Source organism: Bradyrhizobium sp. CCGUVB4N, assembly GCF_024199945.1.
GTDB lineage: Bacteria > Pseudomonadota > Alphaproteobacteria > Rhizobiales > Xanthobacteraceae > Bradyrhizobium.
This window is the reverse complement of sequence record NZ_JANADP010000001.1, coordinates 1,613,728-1,632,621: the sequence shown is the minus strand read 5'-3', so window position 1 is coordinate 1,632,621 and position 18,894 is coordinate 1,613,728. Positions and strand designations below refer to the sequence as shown.

Annotated in this window: 10 protein-coding genes and 4 pseudogenes; 5 read left to right on the top strand and 9 right to left on the bottom strand. The window is 59.0% G+C overall.

The genetic code is table 11. The features are described from left to right. Positions 1-85: 85 nt before the first annotated feature. From NLM31_RS07380 to NLM31_RS07365, 4 genes are all read right to left on the bottom strand, one after another. Entirely contained in the window at positions 86-1,435 is a 1,350-nt protein-coding gene (locus NLM31_RS07380) for an aspartate aminotransferase family protein (RefSeq protein WP_254196146.1), read from the bottom strand. A 1,111-nt stretch (positions 1,436-2,546) separates the two neighbouring features. Continuing rightward, positions 2,547-5,231: a CoA transferase gene (locus NLM31_RS07375; RefSeq protein ID WP_254191890.1), complete on the bottom strand. Its 2,685-nt coding sequence runs from the start codon at positions 5,229-5,231 to the stop codon at positions 2,547-2,549. A gap of 122 nt (positions 5,232-5,353) precedes the next feature. Next, entirely contained in the window at positions 5,354-6,145 is a 792-nt protein-coding gene (locus NLM31_RS07370; RefSeq protein ID WP_254191889.1) for an SDR family NAD(P)-dependent oxidoreductase, read from the bottom strand. A 180-nt stretch (positions 6,146-6,325) separates the two neighbouring features. Then, entirely contained in the window at positions 6,326-7,603 is a 1,278-nt protein-coding gene (locus tag NLM31_RS07365; protein ID WP_256561115.1) for an aminotransferase class I/II-fold pyridoxal phosphate-dependent enzyme, read from the bottom strand. 271 nt (positions 7,604-7,874) lie between these two features. Here NLM31_RS07365 and NLM31_RS07360 point away from each other — a divergent pair. Together NLM31_RS07360 and NLM31_RS07355 are read left to right on the top strand one after the other, a co-directional pair. Continuing rightward, positions 7,875-9,103 (top strand): IS3 family transposase gene (locus tag NLM31_RS07360; RefSeq protein WP_375167469.1). Its coding sequence is split into 2 segments (ribosomal slippage): positions 7,875-8,157 and positions 8,157-9,103, totalling 1,230 coding nucleotides; the frame shifts between segments, so codons are not numbered across the junction. A gap of 51 nt (positions 9,104-9,154) precedes the next feature. After that, on the top strand, positions 9,155-10,297 hold the full coding sequence (locus tag NLM31_RS07355; RefSeq protein WP_254191886.1) for an LLM class flavin-dependent oxidoreductase: 1,143 nt from the start codon (positions 9,155-9,157) through the stop codon (positions 10,295-10,297). 572 nt (positions 10,298-10,869) lie between these two features. Here NLM31_RS07355 and NLM31_RS07350 read toward each other — a convergent pair. Both NLM31_RS07350 and NLM31_RS07345 read right to left on the bottom strand, forming a co-directional pair. Beyond that, positions 10,870-11,963, bottom strand: a pseudogene (locus NLM31_RS07350) (IS3 family transposase); the annotation flags it as partial. A 73-nt stretch (positions 11,964-12,036) separates the two neighbouring features. Further along, complete coding sequence (locus NLM31_RS07345; RefSeq protein ID WP_254191885.1) at positions 12,037-12,282, bottom strand: hypothetical protein; 246 nt, start codon at positions 12,280-12,282, stop codon at positions 12,037-12,039. A 405-nt stretch (positions 12,283-12,687) separates the two neighbouring features. Between NLM31_RS07345 and NLM31_RS07340 the strand changes: the two are divergent. Beyond that, positions 12,688-13,086, top strand: a pseudogene (locus NLM31_RS07340) (transposase); the annotation flags it as partial. Positions 13,087-13,415: 329 nt separating this feature from the next. Here NLM31_RS07340 and NLM31_RS07335 read toward each other — a convergent pair. Then, positions 13,416-14,534 carry an IS110 family transposase gene (locus NLM31_RS07335; RefSeq protein WP_254191884.1) on the bottom strand — a complete coding sequence of 373 codons (1,119 nt, stop codon included), beginning with the start codon at positions 14,532-14,534 and terminating at the stop codon, positions 13,416-13,418. Between the two features lie 104 nt (positions 14,535-14,638). On the opposite strand from NLM31_RS07335, the pseudogene NLM31_RS07330 reads away from it, so the two are divergent. Continuing rightward, positions 14,639-15,568, top strand: a pseudogene (locus tag NLM31_RS07330) (IS701 family transposase); the annotation flags it as partial. Between the two features lie 168 nt (positions 15,569-15,736). Next, positions 15,737-16,849 (top strand): IS630 family transposase, encoded by a 1,113-nt coding sequence (locus NLM31_RS07325; RefSeq protein WP_254191883.1) that lies wholly within the window; start codon positions 15,737-15,739, stop codon positions 16,847-16,849. A gap of 27 nt (positions 16,850-16,876) precedes the next feature. Here the strand turns inward: NLM31_RS07325 and NLM31_RS07320 are convergent, their stop codons facing one another. Both NLM31_RS07320 and NLM31_RS07315 read right to left on the bottom strand, forming a co-directional pair. Further along, the gene (locus NLM31_RS07320; RefSeq protein ID WP_256561112.1) at positions 16,877-17,656 is read right to left on the bottom strand and encodes an IS5 family transposase; all 780 of its coding nucleotides are present in this window, start codon (positions 17,654-17,656) and stop codon (positions 16,877-16,879) included. Between the two features lie 699 nt (positions 17,657-18,355). Beyond that, positions 18,356-18,844 (bottom strand): annotated as a pseudogene (locus NLM31_RS07315) (IS630 family transposase); the annotation flags it as partial. Positions 18,845-18,894: the final 50 nt, after the last annotated feature.

Genomic DNA, 18,894 nt, shown 5'->3' with positions numbered 1-18,894 from the left:
ACCGGGATCGCACGGCGCATGGCGAGCTCTGGGCGAGATCCATCTTAACGGTATCATACCGAACGACACTGCCGACACATTGCGGTCATTTGCGGAACGCTATCGTGTCCAACATATCTTGGCGACTCTCGAGAAATCCTGCGAACACATCGACGATGAGCCCGGCCTCGGCGCCCGTCATCGGTGTCGAGATCGATGCGGCAGCACCACATGGCAAGATGATGCCGTTTTCAGCGAAGAAGCGTGTGAGCTCCTTCATTAGGGTTGCTCCGGCGGGCGTGGGATAGACTTCTCGATAGTCATTTGGGATTTCTGCCCGGGGATGAATGCGGAAGAGTGAGGCGGCTCCGGTGACACAGAGCGGCGCGCCCCGGCTTGATATGGCTCGGCCAATCCCGTCCCGAACGATGTCTCCAAGACGCTCCAGATGTGCAAAAGCCGCATGATCTAGATACCGCATTGCGGTTAGCCCCGCTGTCATCGAAAGAGGGTTGGCGGAAAACGTACCGCCTTGCGGAAGCAGCGGCCGACCTGCTGAGGCATCGAATACCTTCATTACGTCCTCGCGACCACCGATCGCTCCAATCGGTAAACCGCCGCCGATGATCTTACCCATCGTGATGACGTCCGGAACAAGGCCGTAACGAGCGGAAGCACCCTGGAAACTCTGTCTGAGATTGAGGACTTCATCAGCGATCACAAGAATGCCGTTGTTGCGGGTCACTTCCTGCACCGTAGCCATGAAGTCAGGCTTAGCCGCAACGAGGCCACCGCGGCTCGGCATCGGATCCAGAACGACGGCAGCAAGATTGTGTGCATTCGATGATAACAAGCGGTGTGCGCCTTCAACATCATTGAAGCGGAGCACAACCACTTCCTCTGGCACGCTCGCAGGCATCCCGCGATAGAAGGCCGTCGACTTGGGTTGGATGGCCTCACCCCAATTGTCCGGCGCCGCCGCTTGGCTGACCTCGACCCAGTCATAGGCGCCATGATAGGCGCCCTCGAGCTTGGCAATCTTCGAGCGTCCCGTGAAAACCCGCGCAGCCTTGATCGCAAACAGCACGGCCTCAGTCCCAGTATTGACGAAGCGAACGCGATCAACGTGCGGAATGCGGCTACAGAGCAATTCCGCGAGCTCGATCTCGCTCTCGGTCGGATTTGCGAAGCAACTGCCGCGCTGGAGTTGATGGGTAAGTGCCTCCACAACCGGTCCGAAGGCATGTCCATGGATCAGCGTTGTGAAGTTGCAATTGAGATCAAGAAACCGGCGGCCATCGACATCGGCCAGGTAGCTGCCCATTCCACGCTCGATGTAGAGCGGCGTTGGATCTCGCTCAATCGTTACGCGCGAGGTACCATCCGGGAACACCCTTTGCGCCCGCGCAAAGCTTTCGTCGGACCGCCGCCCGGCGCATGAAAATCCAGCCGGCATATTGGAACCTGTGATCTCCCGGTTCACAGTATCCTCCTCTATCTCATTGGACTTTTGCTGAGTGGACCGATCAGCACTCGTTGCAAGTCATAACTTTTGGGCGCGGCTATCGGCCGAATCGTTCGATCGTGGCGACCTGATAATAGATTGCGACCTCTCGTACCGAACTGCCGATTTTTGGCTTATACTGCCGCCTCCCGACTTTTGGGTCGACGTGTCCAATGCATCTTGTGGCAGCAGTGGTAGCGAAGCTTGCGGACGCGTCTCGCGCGCGAGCCCGCCATAGCCGTTTTGGGATTGCGGGGAATGTCGTCACTTGGCAACCGTGTGTGTGGTGCGCTCTGTTGGCATCCTGAGGTTAGCGCCATCACGGCCTGTACCGCGAGTTGCTGGTTGACCGTACACATTAATAGTCGACCCAGACACTACCTACTCTGGTGAGGATAGCGCCTTTGAAAGCCGAGAGCGCTCCCGCTACGCGCGGGCTGGAACGCGTGGTGGCTAACCAAGAGAGCCGCCGTACCGGTCCTATGCAGCCCTGACGGCCAATTCGGATGGGTGGCAATATCTTTCGCCCCGCTGAGTTTAGCGCCAAGTTGCTGTTCGTTTGACTGGTTGCTTAACCTCAGACCGTCCGGCTGAAATGGCCCTACCGTGCTGCGCGGAGAACGTAATCGTCATGCCACCTTGGTGATTGCGTGCCGGCCGACCCGGCAGCTGGAAGATACTTGCATCCCGGGGTTCTGGCACACGACAAGCATGTTGGTCTTATGGACTCGAGCAGTCTGAACTTGAAGTCAACCCGTCCCCCAACCAGTGATACCACCGCAATACACTTGGTGTCGCAGCACTACACCCGACTCAGCGCACGGCTCGACCTATCGCTAAAGCGTAAGCCTTGCTGTGATGCCTTCAGGCGGTCGGAGCGACGCCAGTGCATTGACAGTCGCTGATTGGCCTTGTTCCCGCCGATCAACTCCATGCAGTGGAGCAGCGCTTGCGCCCCGCTCCGGACCACTGAAGAGTGTCTCGCGAGGAACGACAACCTCACGGGCCACCCGATCGGCCAAGCAAGCCTGAGAATTCATCACTCTGATGCATCGTTGACTTATCAACTTGGTGATGCCGTCTTCGCTTTTGTAAGTTCTTCCTCCGAAAGCATGACCGTGCCGATGATACCCTCCCTGGCCAATTGGGTGATCTCTATGTCGGAAAGCCCCAGAAGCCCTGATAGAACTTCTCGGTTGTGTTGGCCAAGCGTTGGTGCGGCACTCCGGATCGGATAGTGATTTTCACTCGCGCGAATCGGCATTGACGGCTGCGGATGCAAGCCAATAAACGCGCGTACGACGTCTTGCAGATACCCGCGTGACTTAAGATGCGGGTCGCTGAGCAGGTCCATTGGCAGGCGGGCCACGCCGGCCGCAATCCTTGCGGACTGTAACTCCGACATCGCGTCGTCCGCGCCGCGGGTGAGCGTCCAGGCTTCGATCCCTCTTTCGATCAAGTCCTCAATATCGCGGCGAGCTTCCGCAGATCTCAGCGAGACGTCCATGGCCCAGTCTGATCGCCCGATTAGTCGGGCAAGCCTCTGCCACATGTCCTCGTCGGTCGCGGCTACCACAATCCAGCAGTCCTTACCGGCGCACCGAAAGCAGCCATGCGGCGCGAACTGCGGATGTCGATTGCCATATCTCACTGGAGCCGCACCATCGATCGAATGCACCGTGATCCACGGCGCCGCAAACGGCAGCATACACTCGATCTGCGCAAGATCAATGAACTGACCGTGCCCGGTGCTGCGGGCATAAATCAGAGCAACCAGAACTGCAGCGCAACCGTTCAACCCGCCGACCGCATCGCCAAAGGCGATGTGGCTCATTGCCGGCGGCCCATTGGGATTTCCGACCACACTCGGTAGACCGGAGCCTTGCTCGAGGGTCGAGCCGTAGGCCCGGCAATTGCGGTTGACGCTGCTCGTACCAAAGGCAGACATCGACATCATGACGAGACGAGGATTGAGCCTTTTGAGCACGTCGTAGCCAAGCCCGAATTTGGGCAGGACGTCGACCGAATAATTGTCAACCACAATGTCGGCTGCCGCCACGAGCCGCTTCGCCAGATCCCGGCCCTGCGGCCGCGTCAGGTCGAGTGTGACGCCACGTTTGTTGCGGTTGACCATGCAAAAGCGCATCGTCTTTTCATACATTTGTTCCTTGATGTAGGCGGGCCGCCGATCAAGACCGCGCCACCAGTCCGGATACTGGATGGCCTCAATCTTGATGACGTCGGCACCAAGATCAGCCAGAGTCCGCGTACACAGTGGGCCCGCCCAGCCCATCGAGAAGTCAACAACCCGAACACCCTGCAGTGGCAGCGCGCTGGAATCGATTCGGTCGGAGGACGCCTCCGCGGCGCCGACAAGACGTCTCCGGGCATTTGCAAAGCGCTGCAGCTCGCCAGGAGCCGGGACCTTGCCGCCCCGGCGCGGCGGCGTCAGTGTCAGCCTCTGCATCGATCCGGCTGTCTGGCCCTCTTCTTCGCCAAGCACGATAGGCACGATGGCCCCGCGCTCCCTCTTCTCCGCATCCTGCAGCAGATCGGACATTTCCGGCATCGGCACGATCGGAATCTTGCGCTTCAGTCCTTCCGCAAACCACTCAAGCGCGGTGCGCGTTTTCAGCCTCGGGATGAACTGTTGCTCGATCTGTTCCGCGTGTTGCAGGCGATCGGCGCCGAAAAGGAGAGCCGGATCGTCACCCAGTTCCGGCAAATCGACCATCTCACAGAACGAACACCATTGTGCCGGAGTGATCGTCGTGACGCCAAGCCAGCCACTTTTGGTCTCGTAGATGCCGATCGGAAAGTTCGGCCAGAAGCGATTGAGGTCAAGCCGGCGCATCACGTCCGCGCGCTCATACGTCTCGAACATCTGATACTCACTCAAAGCGAGGCTCGATTCAAAGACACTGAGCGACCACGACCATACTCTCCCACCACCTTTTTCGTCCTGAACCGTCGAAGACACCGCGGCGATGAAGCCCCACAGACCGGCCAGGATACCTGTCTGAAAATCCGGTGCATGCAATGGCGGGCCCTCGGCCGGTCCAGCCAGCTTGATGAGGCCGGCGAGTGCGCGGACTGTCGAATCGGTTGCGGCGAATCCTGCATACGGCCCCGCGCGGCCAAACCAGCTCGCCTCGATATGAATTAACCCGGGGCTTCTCTGCCGTATCGCGGCGATATCAATCGAAGGACAATCTGCGACTTCAATATCGCGGCCATCGAGCAATATGTTGCAGTCTTCGATTAGAGTCGTCAGCCGCGGGGTCGCGTCCGGGTCGGCAGCATCGATGACCACACTTGACTTGTTGAAGTTCAGGAATGCAAACCACGCGCTCTGGCCTGAAGGCGTGAGCGGGGCGCTATTGCGGAGTGGATCTCCTCCTGGCGGCTCGACCTTCTGAACATCGGCGCCGAAGTCGGCAAACAATCGCGCGCAATAGCTGGTCGCCGCTGAACTACCTATCTCGACGACTCGCAGATGCGAGAACACTTCGCTCCATTTTCGTCCCATCTGACCGTCCGGAGTGTCGGCGTCATCGCCACGGGAGCCTACACCTGTTCCACGTACTGATGACGGTGTTGATCTTGAACGTCGCGGCCAAACGGCAGAGAGCCCCGCAATTGCTTTCCTCATGATAGATGAAGAAGCAGATCGGCGATTTTCCCCCTCTCCCAGCTGAAGATTGGCCGCACGGAACACTTGTGATTGAACTGTCAGAAACTGTTGCATCCATGTTGTTCATGTTTACGCACGGCTGAACGGCCTATTGACGAGGCGTGACACTCGACGACCTTGATCCTGAACGAGGCCAGCATGGTGCTGTCCGCGATCAGATCGCGATCTGCATCGGCTTATGCGGCGAACTCGCCTCCCGTGATGTCGATTGTTGCGCCGGTAATAAAGCCCGCCATCGGAGAGGCTAGAAAGGCCACGGCGTGCGCCACATCTTCAGCGGTTCCAAAACGGCCCATTGGAATTCTGCTAAGAGCGGCGCGGTTGACCGCGGCCTCGGGTGGCCCGGTCAGATCACTAAGAATCCGTCCAGGAGCGATACAATTGACGGTAATGCCGTGTGGAGCGAGATCCCGCGCAGTAGCGCGAGTCAATCCGATCAATCCCGCCTTGGACGCGGCATAATGTGGCCCTGCGATCAGGGGCATGGCACGCCCCGCCAGCGACCCTACATTGATGATGCGCCCATAGCCATTCGCGATCATTGCTGGCGCCAAGAGCCGTATGAGGATGAAGGGGCCACCGAGATTGACATCGATGACCCGCGCCCATTCATCGAGGGACGTCTGCGAAAGCCAAGGCGCATTTTGGTCCACGCGCTTGGGGGAGATGCCAGCATTGTTCACCAGGATCGCTATTTCGCCCCAACGCTCCCGGATGAGGTCAACAAACCACTGCACATCGTCGTGTCGTGATACGTCAATCCTCTCAGCGTAGAGCCGATCTTCAGGGCAGCGGAGAGTTTTGAGCGCCCCCTCCACATGTTCCGCCTTCGTCGCGACAAAGGCGACGCGATAGCCATCAGTTAAGAACCGGCGGACGATCTCCAGTCCAATCCCACGCGCTCCTCCAGTCACCAGAGCAATGCGCCGGTCGCTAGGGCCGCTGCGTTTTTCTGGCTGTAGCATCATCAGGCCGTTGCAAACGGCGGCGAGTACCGCCCCGCCGAGAATATTGGTCTAGGCGGTCCGGATACGCTTTCGCCGTCGTACAATCGGTCGAGACCTGGCAGGCTTTCATCAGTCTTCCACGCGTCGTGTGATAGACACCGTGCAGGGCAGCAGAATGATCTCGTCGGCTGAATCATCATATCACCTCAGAGGGTACGGTTTTCCGGTCGTCTCGGCCACTGCCTCCAGGATGCAGTGGCACAATCGCTCTATATCGCTGTCTTCATGATCGGCTGTAATGCACACGCGAATCCCGGCCTTCCCTTGCGCAACCGTCGGGAAGAACGTCACCGACGTGTAGAAGCCGGCATCGAGTAGCTGTTTGGCGATTTCAATCGCCTTGGTTTCCGATCCCAACGCAATCATTCTGATGGGAAATGCATTTCCTTGCTGCGCGGTTGCAACATTACGATCAAAGACCTGGATACGTCGGGCCAAACGCCTTTGCCGCTCCCCGAGTTCTGGCGACCGGTGAATCTTGCACGAGCCAAGCGCAGCGCCCACCGCCGCCAAATTTGGTGGTACAGAAAAGGCATACGGAATGGAGTAACGTCGAAACAGAGCTTCTTGGTCGACCGTTCCGAGCATCACCATGCCGCCCGATGCGCCAAAGCCCTTGGCCAATGAGGCTACGATGATCGTGCGGTCACCCAGCACTTCCGGAAACTGGGCGCGAGCGAATCCTTCGCCTTGTCGCCCGAAGATCGATATGCCGTGCGCATCGTCGATATAGAGAAAGAGCCCGTACCGCTCTTGGAGTTGGCGCAGTTCTTTGACACGCGCATTCCCTCCCATGGAGTAAATGCCGTCGCATACGTAAGCGACCAGTGGGTGTTCACGGCACAAGCGTTCGAGGGCGTCGACGTCATTGTGTGCGATCGTTTCCACCTGAGTTTCATCAGCGACCACCGGCTTGTGATAGGCCAGCGATATGTGCGCAAGCCGATCGAACACGACAAGCGGCTTTCTTCCGCCTGTCAGTTGGCCGGAAGAAAGAAGGGGCATCGCACCTAGATTGGCGAGCATAACAGTGGAAAACGCGAGCACGCGTGCGCCGAACATTCCCGACAGGGCTTCTTCAAGCTCTGCTAGACGATCGAAATTGAGCCGCGTTCGCGCGCATGACCAATGCAATGACCCATGCGTCTCGATCGCGTCGATCGCGTCAGCGATGATCAGAGGATGATTGTCCAAGCCAAGGTAGGAACATCGCACGAAATCGATTTTTTCCGCTCGACCTTCAAGCGGACCGGAGCCCAAAGCAAAGGCACGTCCGGCCGTGGAACGTCCATGGACGCCCATAAGACCAGCGTCATGCGCTGCATCGAAATACGAGCGACTCTTGTCGATCATGTAAGCGGTGTTCCGGAAATGTCCGCCCGGCCGACGATCCTCGGAGAATAGGCTCCGCTGTGGCATCTCATTCTCCGTTTCACTTGCCAAGCATACAGAGCCAACGGCTATCTGAGTCGCATGGCAGGCACTTTGACAACCGCTCGCACTGGACGTTTTGCGCGCGGCTCGACCGCGTCCTGCGGTCGAAAAGACTTAACCATTGACGAGGGCGCTTGGGCAGCTACTAGATCCGATAGCTTCGATGTGACAGAGCGGGAGTGAAGTGGACCCCGGATTTTGGACCGGCGGCTTAGGTGGTGCGGATGCCGTTCCGTTTTGATAAACGGAGCGGACCATGAAGAAGACGAGACGGACAATCGATGCGGCGCTGAAGGCAAAGATCGCCTTGGAGGCGCTGCGAGAACAATCAACGGTGACGGATCTGGCGCAGCGCTACCAGGTGCATGTGAACCAGATTTATGCCTTGAAGAAACAGCTTCAGGATCAAGCGGTTCGGGCGTTCGACGCGGGCGCTGGTCGGGATGGCGAGGCGGCCCACGAACTGGAGGTCGAGAAGCTCCACGCCAAGATCGGACAATTGACGGTCGAGCGGGATTTCTTAGCCAGGAGGTCCGGAAGATGAGCGCGCCGGATCGCCGAGGATTGCTTCAGCGCGATCATGCGGGTCTATCGATCCGCCGGCAATGCCAACTGCTGAGCGTTGCGCGATCGAGCGTGTATCGGCCGCCGCGGCCGGCCAAGGACAACGACCTTGAGCTGATGCGGCGGATCGACGAGCTGTTCACGGCCTGGCCGTTCTTGGGCTCGCGGCGGATGACGGCGATGCTCAATAGCGAAGGCTGTCGCATCAATCGCAAGCGCGTGCAGCGGTTGATGCGCAAGATGGGCATCGCGGCGCTGGGACCAAAGCCCAGAACCACAAAGCCGGCGCCGGGACACAAGATCTTCCCGTATCTCCTGCGCCATATGGTGATCGACCGACCGAATCAAGTGTGGGCGGCCGATATCACCTATCTGCCGATCGGCCAGGGCTTTCTGTATCTGGTGGCGATCATCGATTGGGCGAGCCGTGCGGTGCTGGCCTGGCGGCTGTCGAACACGATGGACACATCGTTCTGCGTGTCTGCGCTCGAAGAGGCCTTGGCGCGCTTCGGCCGGCCGGAGATCTTCAATACCGACCAGGGCAGCCAGTTCACCAGCGCCGCCTTCACCGGCACGCTGGCCGCCACCGGCGTCAGGATCTCGATGGACGGTCGTGGGCGCTGGATGGACAACGTGTTCATCGAGCGGCTGTGGCGCTCGCTCAAATACGAGGACATCTATCTCAAGGGGTATTCGGATGGCCCCGAGGCCAAAGCCGGAATCGCCCGATGGATCGAATTTTACAATTTCCAGCGCCCTCATCAGGCGCTGGAAAACCGCGCGCCGATGGCGGTCTGGCGGGCCGGTGTCACCGGCGCACAGGCTGTGGATATGACGCTTCTCGCAAGCGAGAAGCTTGGACAACGCTGCGCGTTGCCCACATCCCCACAGCCACAACAGCAGCAGGCAAGAGTAGCGTAAAGTCACTGGGAAGAACGAACGGCAGCAGCTCCACTTAAAAAACCAGACCCAGTGGTCCTCAGCATAGGGTCCACTTCACCAATCTCGCTTTTGTCGGCACTCTCGTCCAGAACACAGCATATCGGTCTTGTCGCGACAGCGACAACGACGTATCACCAGCCATACCATCTTGCACGGATGATCGCCTCACTTGATCACCTGTCGCATGGACGGGCGGCCTGGAATATTGTTACCTCGGGGAATAAGTACGAAGCGCCAAATTTCGGCGAAGAGCAACTTCCGGATCACGACACGCGCTATGTCCGAGCGAGAGAATTCGTAGAAGTTGTAAAAGGGCTTTGGGATACGTGGGAAGACGACGCTTTCATCCGCGACAAGCAGACAGGTATTTTTGCCGACACGACGAAGCTGCATCTACTCAATCACCGGGGGGCTTATCTATCAGTCAGAGGCCCGTTGAACGTTGCACGGCCGCCGCAAGGATATCCCGTGTTGGTTCAGGCCGGTGCATCGGATGCCGGAATACGATTCGGTGCGGCGCTGGCCGAGGTGGTGTTTACCGCTGAGCCGTGCTTAGAGAACGGTAAACGATACTACGCAACTCTCAAAGCGGAGGCACGTGCACTGGGGAGAGGGTACGATCAAGTGCAAATCATGCCAGGCATTGTTCCAATCGTCGGGAGGACGAAGGAAGAAGCGTCCGCGAAGCTTCAAAGGCTGCAATCGTATACGCACATCGACGTTCAAATTGGGACCGCCGAACGTTGGCTCGGATTTGTCACGGACCTCCGTTCGATTGACCTTGACGCATTGGTACCGGAATCGTTGCCGCGAACGAACTTTATCCAGAGCCGTCAGAAGGTGATCCTCGACTTGGCCGTGAGCCAGAAGTTCACTTGGAGACAACTGATCCGTTCGGTATCGGACAGCCGGGGCCATCTCATGATCGTTGGAACGCCGGACGAAATTGCCAACGCCATGGTGCAGAGATTTGATCAACGTGCGGCTGACGGATTCAATATTCTGCCCGCAACTGTTCCGGGCGGCCTCAAGGAGTTTGTTGAACTTGTTGTCCCAGAGTTGCGCCGGCGAGGTAAATTCAGATCCAAATATTCGGGAACGACATTAAGAGAGAATCTGGGCCTCGAGCGGCCGATCAATCGGTTCACTCGAGCAGGCATGGGCAGTGGATGATCGCGGTACCGCGTGTTTCCCAGGTCGCACCTATTTACTGGTTGTGATGTTGGTGGCCTTTCTCGGCGGGCATCATGTGGCTTTGCGAGTTCACTTTCTGTGAGGGAGGTCGACATGAAACTGATAAAGCGGACGACGTAGCGTCGGTTTTCGTACACTTCGACCGTGCCAATGTGATCGCAAGAGAATGCGACTGATTGAACCACCAACTATTGGTCAGGATTCGTGCGTTGGTACTGGAGGCGCGGAATTGCACGAGAGGTCGAAGCTTGAATCGTTGATAACACCGACTTTGCCACGATTGGGCGCATTCGGTCTGCACGTTACTATTGCGGTCAGTCGAGAAAGGAAGGCAATGTTCAGGTTGTGAAGTGGACCCTATGCTGAGGACCACTGGGTCTGGTTTTTTAAGTGGAGCTGCTGCCGTTCGTTCTTCCCAGTGACTTTACGCTACTCTTGCCTGCTGCTGTTGTGGCTGTGGGCAACGCGCAGCGTTGTCCAAGCTTCTCGCTTGCGAGAAGCGTCATATCCACAGCCTGTGCGCCGGTGACACCGGCCCGCCAGACCGCCATCGGCGCGCGGTTTTCCAGCGCCTGATGAGGGCGCTGGAAATTGTAAAATTCGATCCATCGGGCGATTCCGGCTTTGGCCTCGGGGCCATCCGAATACCCCTTGAGATAGATGTCCTCGTATTTGAGCGAGCGCCACAGCCGCTCGATGAACACGTTGTCCATCCAGCGCCCACGACCGTCCATCGAGATCCTGACGCCGGTGGCGGCCAGCGTGCCGGTGAAGGCGGCGCTGGTGAACTGGCTGCCCTGGTCGGTATTGAAGATCTCCGGCCGGCCGAAGCGCGCCAAGGCCTCTTCGAGCGCAGACACGCAGAACGATGTGTCCATCGTGTTCGACAGCCGCCAGGCCAGCACCGCACGGCTCGCCCAATCGATGATCGCCACCAGATACAGAAAGCCCTGGCCGATCGGCAGATAGGTGATATCGGCCGCCCACACTTGATTCGGTCGGTCGATCACCATATGGCGCAGGAGATACGGGAAGATCTTGTGTCCCGGCGCCGGCTTTGTGGTTCTGGGCTTTGGTCCCAGCGCCGCGATGCCCATCTTGCGCATCAACCGCTGCACGCGCTTGCGATTGATGCGACAGCCTTCGCTATTGAGCATCGCCGTCATCCGCCGCGAGCCCAAGAACGGCCAGGCCGTGAACAGCTCGTCGATCCGCCGCATCAGCTCAAGGTCGTTGTCCTTGGCCGGCCGCGGCGGCCGATACACGCTCGATCGCGCAACGCTCAGCAGTTGGCATTGCCGGCGGATCGATAGACCCGCATGATCGCGCTGAAGCAATCCTCGGCGATCCGGCGCGCTCATCTTCCGGACCTCCTGGCTAAGAAATCCCGCTCGACCGTCAATTGTCCGATCTTGGCGTGGAGCTTCTCGACCTCCAGTTCGTGGGCCGCCTCGCCATCCCGACCAGCGCCCGCGTCGAACGCCCGAACCGCTTGATCCTGAAGCTGTTTCTTCAAGGCATAAATCTGGTTCACATGCACCTGGTAGCGCTGCGCCAGATCCGTCACCGTTGATTGTTCTCGCAGCGCCTCCAAGGCGATCTTTGCCTTCAGCGCCGCATCGATTGTCCGTCTCGTCTTCTTCATGGTCCGCTCCGTTTATCAAAACGGAACGGCATCCGCACCACCTAAGCCGCCGGTCCAAAATCCGGGGTCCACTTCATGGCTCGAACCCATCGTTTCGGCTTACGCGAGCCATGTTTGCGTGATCTTGTTCTACAACACTTGGACTATCGGGTAGAAACACGAAGTGAAACGCTGCAGATTCAGCAAGTTCTGCTAGGTGAGCATAATGGTTGACATCAACTCCACCATCAGCCGGCACGCTCGGATCGCGCCATGCACCTTCGTTGTACCCCGCCTGAATCAGGTACAACCCGAGCTTCATTTCACCATCGCGTTGCATGTCGCATCTCCAGTGTTGAATTGGATTAACTAGCGCACCATGTTCGGTTGGCAGTCCTCGTCTTTGACCAAAACAGATGGCTGCCCCGTTCGATCTTTCGTAGCGGCCGAAGGTTTCTGGTCGGCCTAAGCCTAACGCGACCGCCGCGCGTGTCGGGTTGCCGTCAGATTCACAGGATCCCGAACGCAGGGCCGACCGGGAAACTTTCGCCGACGATCGTCGCCATTGCCCGATGGCTTTGGCTTCCGAACCGCCTAGCCTCGTTGCATGATGCCGTGGGTGACTTAACCGGCTGACCTTCATTGATTGATAGGTGACATGCTTCCGCTATGTGGATCAATTGCTAGCACTACCTTGGCAGATTTTTAGCGGCGCGGGATTCCCAAATCAGTTTTTCTGTGACTCATGGGAGGTCGGCTCATGGAGGGCCGATCAATGGACGTAAACTGGCAGGCTGATCTCGATCGCTGGCTTGCGCCGTTTGTCGCGGCGCTACGGCACAAGACTAGAGCGCGGATGTGTCCAGCCTATATCGCCGGGCTGATTGGTCCAGGAGACCGCAAGAGCATTCAGCCGATGGCGACGCGCGCTCGCGAAGTCGGCTACGATCAGCTGCATCATTTCGTCACCGCCGGAGTTTGGGACAGTGCCTCGCTTGAAGCCGTTTTGCTGAAGAAGGCAGATGGCCTGGTTGGTGATGAGGCGGGGTTTCTTGTCATCGATGACACGGCGTTGCCCAAGAAGGGATCTCACTCGGTTGGCGTGGCACCCCAATATGCCTCGTCGCTCGGAAAGACGGCCAACTCTGATGTTCGTTGTCCAGGGTTATCGGCATGAGGGTGCGACCTCCGTTTGTGCCGGAGTTGTCAATTGGATGATTGTTACGCAGCGCAGGAGGCAGAGCCGCTGAGACGACGGTTTGTAGACTCTGATACGCGGGTTGGATACCGCATTTCCGTTTGTTCGTCCGGGGCTGTCTCGATCTGCCAGCGGGCATCGACAATGTCGGCCACACAATTGGTGCGAGAGTTCCCCAACCGGGGCCCTGCCTCCAGCGATGCGCAACAATGATGTCGCTCCTGAGAGTTCTCCTGTGTTGAGGTGGAAGGAAGCGTAGCTAATTCAGCAAGCGATCAGGTTGCGCTGTGCGGCTCCACCTCTTGGCCGATTGCCCAAAGGAAGGCGGCCATTTCCCGGGCGATGGCCACGGTGACGACTGCCTGGCGTTTGCCGCGTGCCATCAGCTTGCGATAGCGAGCGCAGAGTCTGACTTGGGCTTTCCAGGCGATGTCGCACACCGCTTTCGTCAGGCCGGCCTGCCGCTCCTGCAGTAGGCGGCTCATCCGGGCGGGGAAGCGGTAGGTCCAGGCGCCCTCAATGAGCACGCGGCGCGCCCGGCCATTACCAGCTTTGGTGATGCTGCCCCGCCGGATGCGTTCTCCCGTAGAGTTTTCGCAGGGCACCAGGCCAAGATACGCCATCAGTTGGCGCGGGCTGTCGAAGCGGCGCACGTCGCCGATTTCGGTGACGAAGGTGACCGCGGTCAGGAAGGCGACGCCGCGTAGCGCTTGGTAGGCGGCGATCACTGGAGCCATGGACCATGAACTCACCGCCTCGGCAACCTGGTCGTCCAGACGCTTCAGACGGATCTCGGCGGCCTCGATCGCTTGGCGATACTCGGCCAGCACGAGATACTGCGCCGGATGCTCGAAGCGTTGCTCGCACAGCCATCGTGTATGCGCCTTGGTCCACGCTTGACGGCCGGTGAAGACCCGGCCGTGACGGAGCAGGAAGGACTGCAAGCGTTGACGGGCCCGCCGCAGATCTTCCATCGCGGCTTCCCGGGCACGTACCAGTTCTCGCACCGCCTCGTGCTCCGGATCCGGTACCCAGACCGCGGTCAGCTCTCCTGCACGATGCAGCTTGGCCAGGGTCAGCGCATCACGGCGGTTGGTCTTGACCCGTTCTCCAGGCCGCTTCGGGATCAGTGATGGTGCAACCACGATGCAGTCGTGGCCAAGCCGTGTGATCTGACGATGGAGACCGTAGCCGGTCGGGCCGGCTTCGTAGCAAAAGGCGAGGCCCCGGTGCCTTTTGGCGAGCTTCGTTATCAATCGCTCCACCGCATCAGGCGTGCTGTCGATCTCGCCGATGAAGCGCACGTCGCCATCGCGCCCCGCCTCGGCTACGGCTACCGAGATCTTCAGCTTCGACGTATCCAGTCCCACGTAGATTTTGCTATCCTGCCGCACGGCTCGTCCTCCTATGCGAGAGGCTCGGCGTCGGCCCACCCGGCGCAACCCTCGCTCATCGCATATTGCGGACGAGCCACCTCTCGGACAACGAACATACGGTCTGCCAGTCGCTGGTCTCGGTAACGTTGGCGTCGCGCGAGGTACCCGTGATGGTGGGCCTGCGGCTATTCCTACCCGAGAGTTGGACAGATGATCGTGAGCGCATGGCGCGGGCCGGTGTGCCGAAGGATAGACAGACTGCACTGACAAAGCCGGAAATCGCGATCGCGGAGATCGACCGCGTCATCGCCTCCGGTGCACGTTTTGGCTGTGTGCTTGCCGATTCAGGGTACGGCTCCAGCGGGACTTTCCGTCAGGCTTTGAGCGAGCGCGGTCTGTTGTGGGCGGTGGGTCTGTCGCGACGCCAGAACGTTTATCCCACCGACGTTGCCTTGATCTTCCCTGTCGCGAAGGCCGGAAAGCGCCGCAAATACCACATTCCAGATCAGCCCCCTGTCGCTGCTGAAGCGATGTTGGCCAAAGGAAAATGGCGAAGGGTCAGTTGGCGGCGGGGCACCAAAGGTCGACTGACATGTCTCTTCGCGGCCCGCCGTGTCCGCGTTGCGGATGGCCATAAGCACCGCATGCTCGATAATCGGGTGCAGTGCATGCCGGGCGACGAGGTCTGGCTCGTCGGCGAACGCCGGTCGACTGGCGAGCAAAAATACTATGTGTCGAACCTACCGGCCGATGCGAGCCTCAAGATGCTCGTCGCCACGATCAAAGCCAGATGGGTCTGTGAGCAGGCCCATCAGCAGCTCAAGGAGGAGCTTGGCCTCGACCACTTCGAAGGGAGATCCTGGACGGGGTTACACCGACACGCCTTGATGACCATGATCGCCTACGCCTTCCTCCAATCCCGCCGCCTCAAAGCAGCGGGACGAAAAAAAAAGAATCGCCGGACCGCCGCCACAGCCGAGCATGCCGGCCGTCAGGCAAGCCATCCTCGACCTCTTCGCGCAGCCTCCACCCCGGCGATGCCCGCACTGTGAGAAACTCCTCGTCGATCCAAGCAAAACTAAACTGCCAGAGTAGTGCTAGACGATCGATTCCATGAAACCGGCACGGAACTGGAAGTGTGTTCGTGGATTCCTCGTTTTGAGATTGTCCGAACGAGGGTTGGTATCATGGCGACATGGCGGCAAGCAGTCGAGTTGGCGATGACTGAGAAGGAGATTGAAACGTTGACGGCTCTTTCGCGGTCTCGAACCGAGTCGGCGAGCCGGGTGTCGCGGGCAGCAATGCCGCTGGCCTATCGCGAGAACCCGTCGTTCTTTGCCGTGGGACGAAGACTTGGTGTGCATCATCAGACGGTTCAGCGCTGCGTCGAGCGGGCGGTAGCCTATGGTGCGGTGGCGGCACTCGACGACCGACCGCGACCGGGGAAGGAGCCGGTGATCACGCCGGAGGCCAAGGCCTGGCTGGTGTCTTTGGCGTGCGACAAGGCCAAGGAGCACGGCTACCCGCACGAGCTGTGGACGACGCGGCTGCTGGCACGCCATGCGCGTGAGCATGGCCCGTCGGCGGGGCACCAATGCGTTGCCAACCTGGTCCAGGGCACAGTGTGCAAGATTCTCGGCCAAGAGGAAATCAAGCCGCACAAGGTGCGCTACTATCTGGAGCGTCGCGATGCCGAGTTCGAGCAGAAAATGGCGGAGGTCCTGTGTGTCTATCGTGAAGTCCAGGTCCTGAAGAAGAGCGCAGCCAGGTCGAAGAAATCGGGCAAGCAGGTGGCGATCGTCTCCTACGACGAGAAGCCCGGAATCCAGGCGATCGCGACGACGGCGCCGGATTTGCCCCCTGTGCCAGGCGTCTATCCGGCCTTTGCGCGCGATTTTGAGTATAGACGTCATGGCACGCTCAGCTTGTTGGCTGGAATCGATCTGCTGACCGGCAAGGTCCACGCTCTCGTCAAAGACCGCCACCGCAGCCGCGAGTTCATCGAATTCCTCAAACTTATCGATCCTGCCTATCCGGCCGGTACCGCGATCAAGTTGATTCTCGACAATCACTCCGCACACATCTCGAAAGAAACCAGAGCCTGGCTCGATACACAACCGGCAGGCCGCTTCGAGTTTACGTTCACGCCTAGGCACGGCTCCTGGCTCAACCTTATCGAAGGCTTCTTCTCCAAGTTCGCCCGCTCCGTCCTACGCCACATCCGAGTGACATCGAAACACGAACTCAAGGAGCGCATCATGGAAGGCATCGATGACGTCAATCGGCACCCGGTCATCCACACCTGGTCCTACAAGCTCGCCGAGGCGGCCTGATATGATTCGAACCATGAAAACGCTGACCTAGGTCGTGTTGACGGTTCTAATCCAGAGCATCGCTGCGGCGATGCTTAGCATCGACAGGAAAGCTCTGGCAGTTTTTTCGTAACGGGTGGCGACGCGACGGAACTGTTTGATGCGATTGACACAGCGTTCGACAAGATTGCGATGTTTGTAGGCCTCACGGTCATATTTGATCTGGATCGTGCGGTTCGATCGCGGCGGGATCACAGCCTCGATGCCACGCTCCACAAGGTCAGCACGAATGGCGTCGCTGTCGTAGCCTTTGTCACCGAGAAGTTTTCTGGGACTGAGGTCGTGAAGCTCCATCAATGCGTCGTAGCCATTAACTTCATGGACCTCGCCGCCAGTGATGTCGAAGGTCAGCGGGTGGCCTTCGGCATTCGTGCGGATGTGGACCTTCGTCGAGAAGCCGCCGCGCGAGCGGCCGAGCGCCTCTTGATTTTGATTCCCCCCTTTTACTCCAGCTGCATGCTGGTGCGCCCGGATGATGGTGGAATCGATGGCGTGCTCCTCGTCGGCGGCAGGCCCGAGACTCGCCAAAGTCTCGAATGCCGCATCCCACACCCCGAGCTTGCTCCAGCGTGTGAAGCGAATGAAGACCGAGTTCCACTTGCCATATCGTTCCGGCATGTCGCGCCACGGCGCGCCAGTTCGCAGAACCCACAGAATGCCGTTGACCGTACGCCGCTTGTCTAGGATTGGCGGGCCTCGTTCGCCGCGATCGGGCAACAACGGATCGAGCATCTGCCATCGTGTCTCCGTCAGATCGGCCCGACTCAATCCTGCCTCCTAGAAAGGCAGCCTTGAATCAAACCTCGATTCCTCTGTCAAAAACCTTCAACACGGCCTAGCAATGGTAGTTGATCAAAGCGCACATTGCGCGCAGCCACAGCCCCAGAGTTGGCTCGCAGGCTCTTTGAGCGAAGTCCTGAGGGTACCGACTGAATTGACGCCTGTGCCACGCCTTGGACTATCTGGCGAGAACTTCTGCGATGATCATTCGTCCCGCGACTGGCACCATCGATTGCAGAACAGCAGGGTGACTTCGGTGTGCTCGTCCTTCGGATGCCCAACGATCCATGTGCTGCTCTAGCAGGATTGCGCTGATGACGTGCAACATTCGTATCTTCGTTTGGCAAGATGCCGACCGCCTCGGTCCCCGCTTGATCTCGCCGTTCAGAACGATCGAGCGTTGGTAACCAGCATGAGAGTACTCAAACCAACGTTAGGCTAAGGCATCCAGTATCGTAGCATAGGGCGCGAGCGGCGGGACAAAGGCGCCAGGTCCTGAGGTTGCGAGCAGTCCGAAGCCACGATGGGCGAGAGCTTGAGTTAATCTTTGGCCGCCTCTGCGAGCTGGCTTTTGAGGGGCAAAGTCTATCGTCGTGTCGCCTGCTGAACCCACATATGCTGACAGATGCCGCAAACGCCCAGGAACGTGGAATCTTGGGACGTCGGCAGGTCTAGAGCATTTTCCGATCACGTTGCATCGTAACCAGCAGCGACGAGATAATTTTGACATTCCTCGGGTGAGAAGCGTTTGAGCGCGCTGGCGATTGCTTGCCAAAGATCGGGCATGTTGCGCGCCGCAGCGGCGCGCAACAGCGCCTTCAATTTGGAGAAGGCCATCTCGATCGGGTTGAAGTCCGGACTGTAGGGTGGGAGATAGAGCAGGCTTGCCCCGACTGCCTGGATAGCCTCTCGGACGCCATGGACCTTGTGAGCGGGCAAGTTGTCCATGATAACGGTATCGCCGGGCCGCAGCGATGGGGCGAGCAATTGTTCGACGTAGGCCAGGAAAGCGTCGCCATCCATTGGACCGTCCAGGACGAGCGGCGCGATCAGACCGTTGGAGCGCAAGCCAGCGGTGAATGTCGTCGTCTTCCAATGTCCGTGTGGGACAGCCACGCGACATCGCTCGCCGCGAGGTGAACGGCCGTAAAGCCGCGCCATTTTAGTGTTGGCGCTGGGGTGAGTAGGCCGGGGGATTTTCACCCCCGGCCTCTCGCAGAACGGTG

What these genes read in the sequence shown, in the direction of transcription:
- NLM31_RS07365 (WP_256561115.1), bottom strand. Translation starts at nt 7,603, where the DNA reads ATGCCACAGCGGAGCCTATTCTCCGAGGATCGTCGGCCGGGCGGACAT.
- NLM31_RS07370 (WP_254191889.1), bottom strand. Translation starts at nt 6,145, where the DNA reads ATGATGCTACAGCCAGAAAAACGCAGCGGCCCTAGCGACCGGCGCATT.
- NLM31_RS07325 (WP_254191883.1), top strand. Translation starts at nt 15,737, where the DNA reads ATGACTGAGAAGGAGATTGAAACGTTGACGGCTCTTTCGCGGTCTCGA.
- NLM31_RS07380 (WP_254196146.1), bottom strand. Translation starts at nt 1,435, where the DNA reads ATGCCGGCTGGATTTTCATGCGCCGGGCGGCGGTCCGACGAAAGCTTT.
- NLM31_RS07345 (WP_254191885.1), bottom strand. Translation starts at nt 12,282, where the DNA reads ATGCAACGCGATGGTGAAATGAAGCTCGGGTTGTACCTGATTCAGGCG.
- NLM31_RS07375 (WP_254191890.1), bottom strand. Translation starts at nt 5,231, where the DNA reads ATGCAACAGTTTCTGACAGTTCAATCACAAGTGTTCCGTGCGGCCAAT.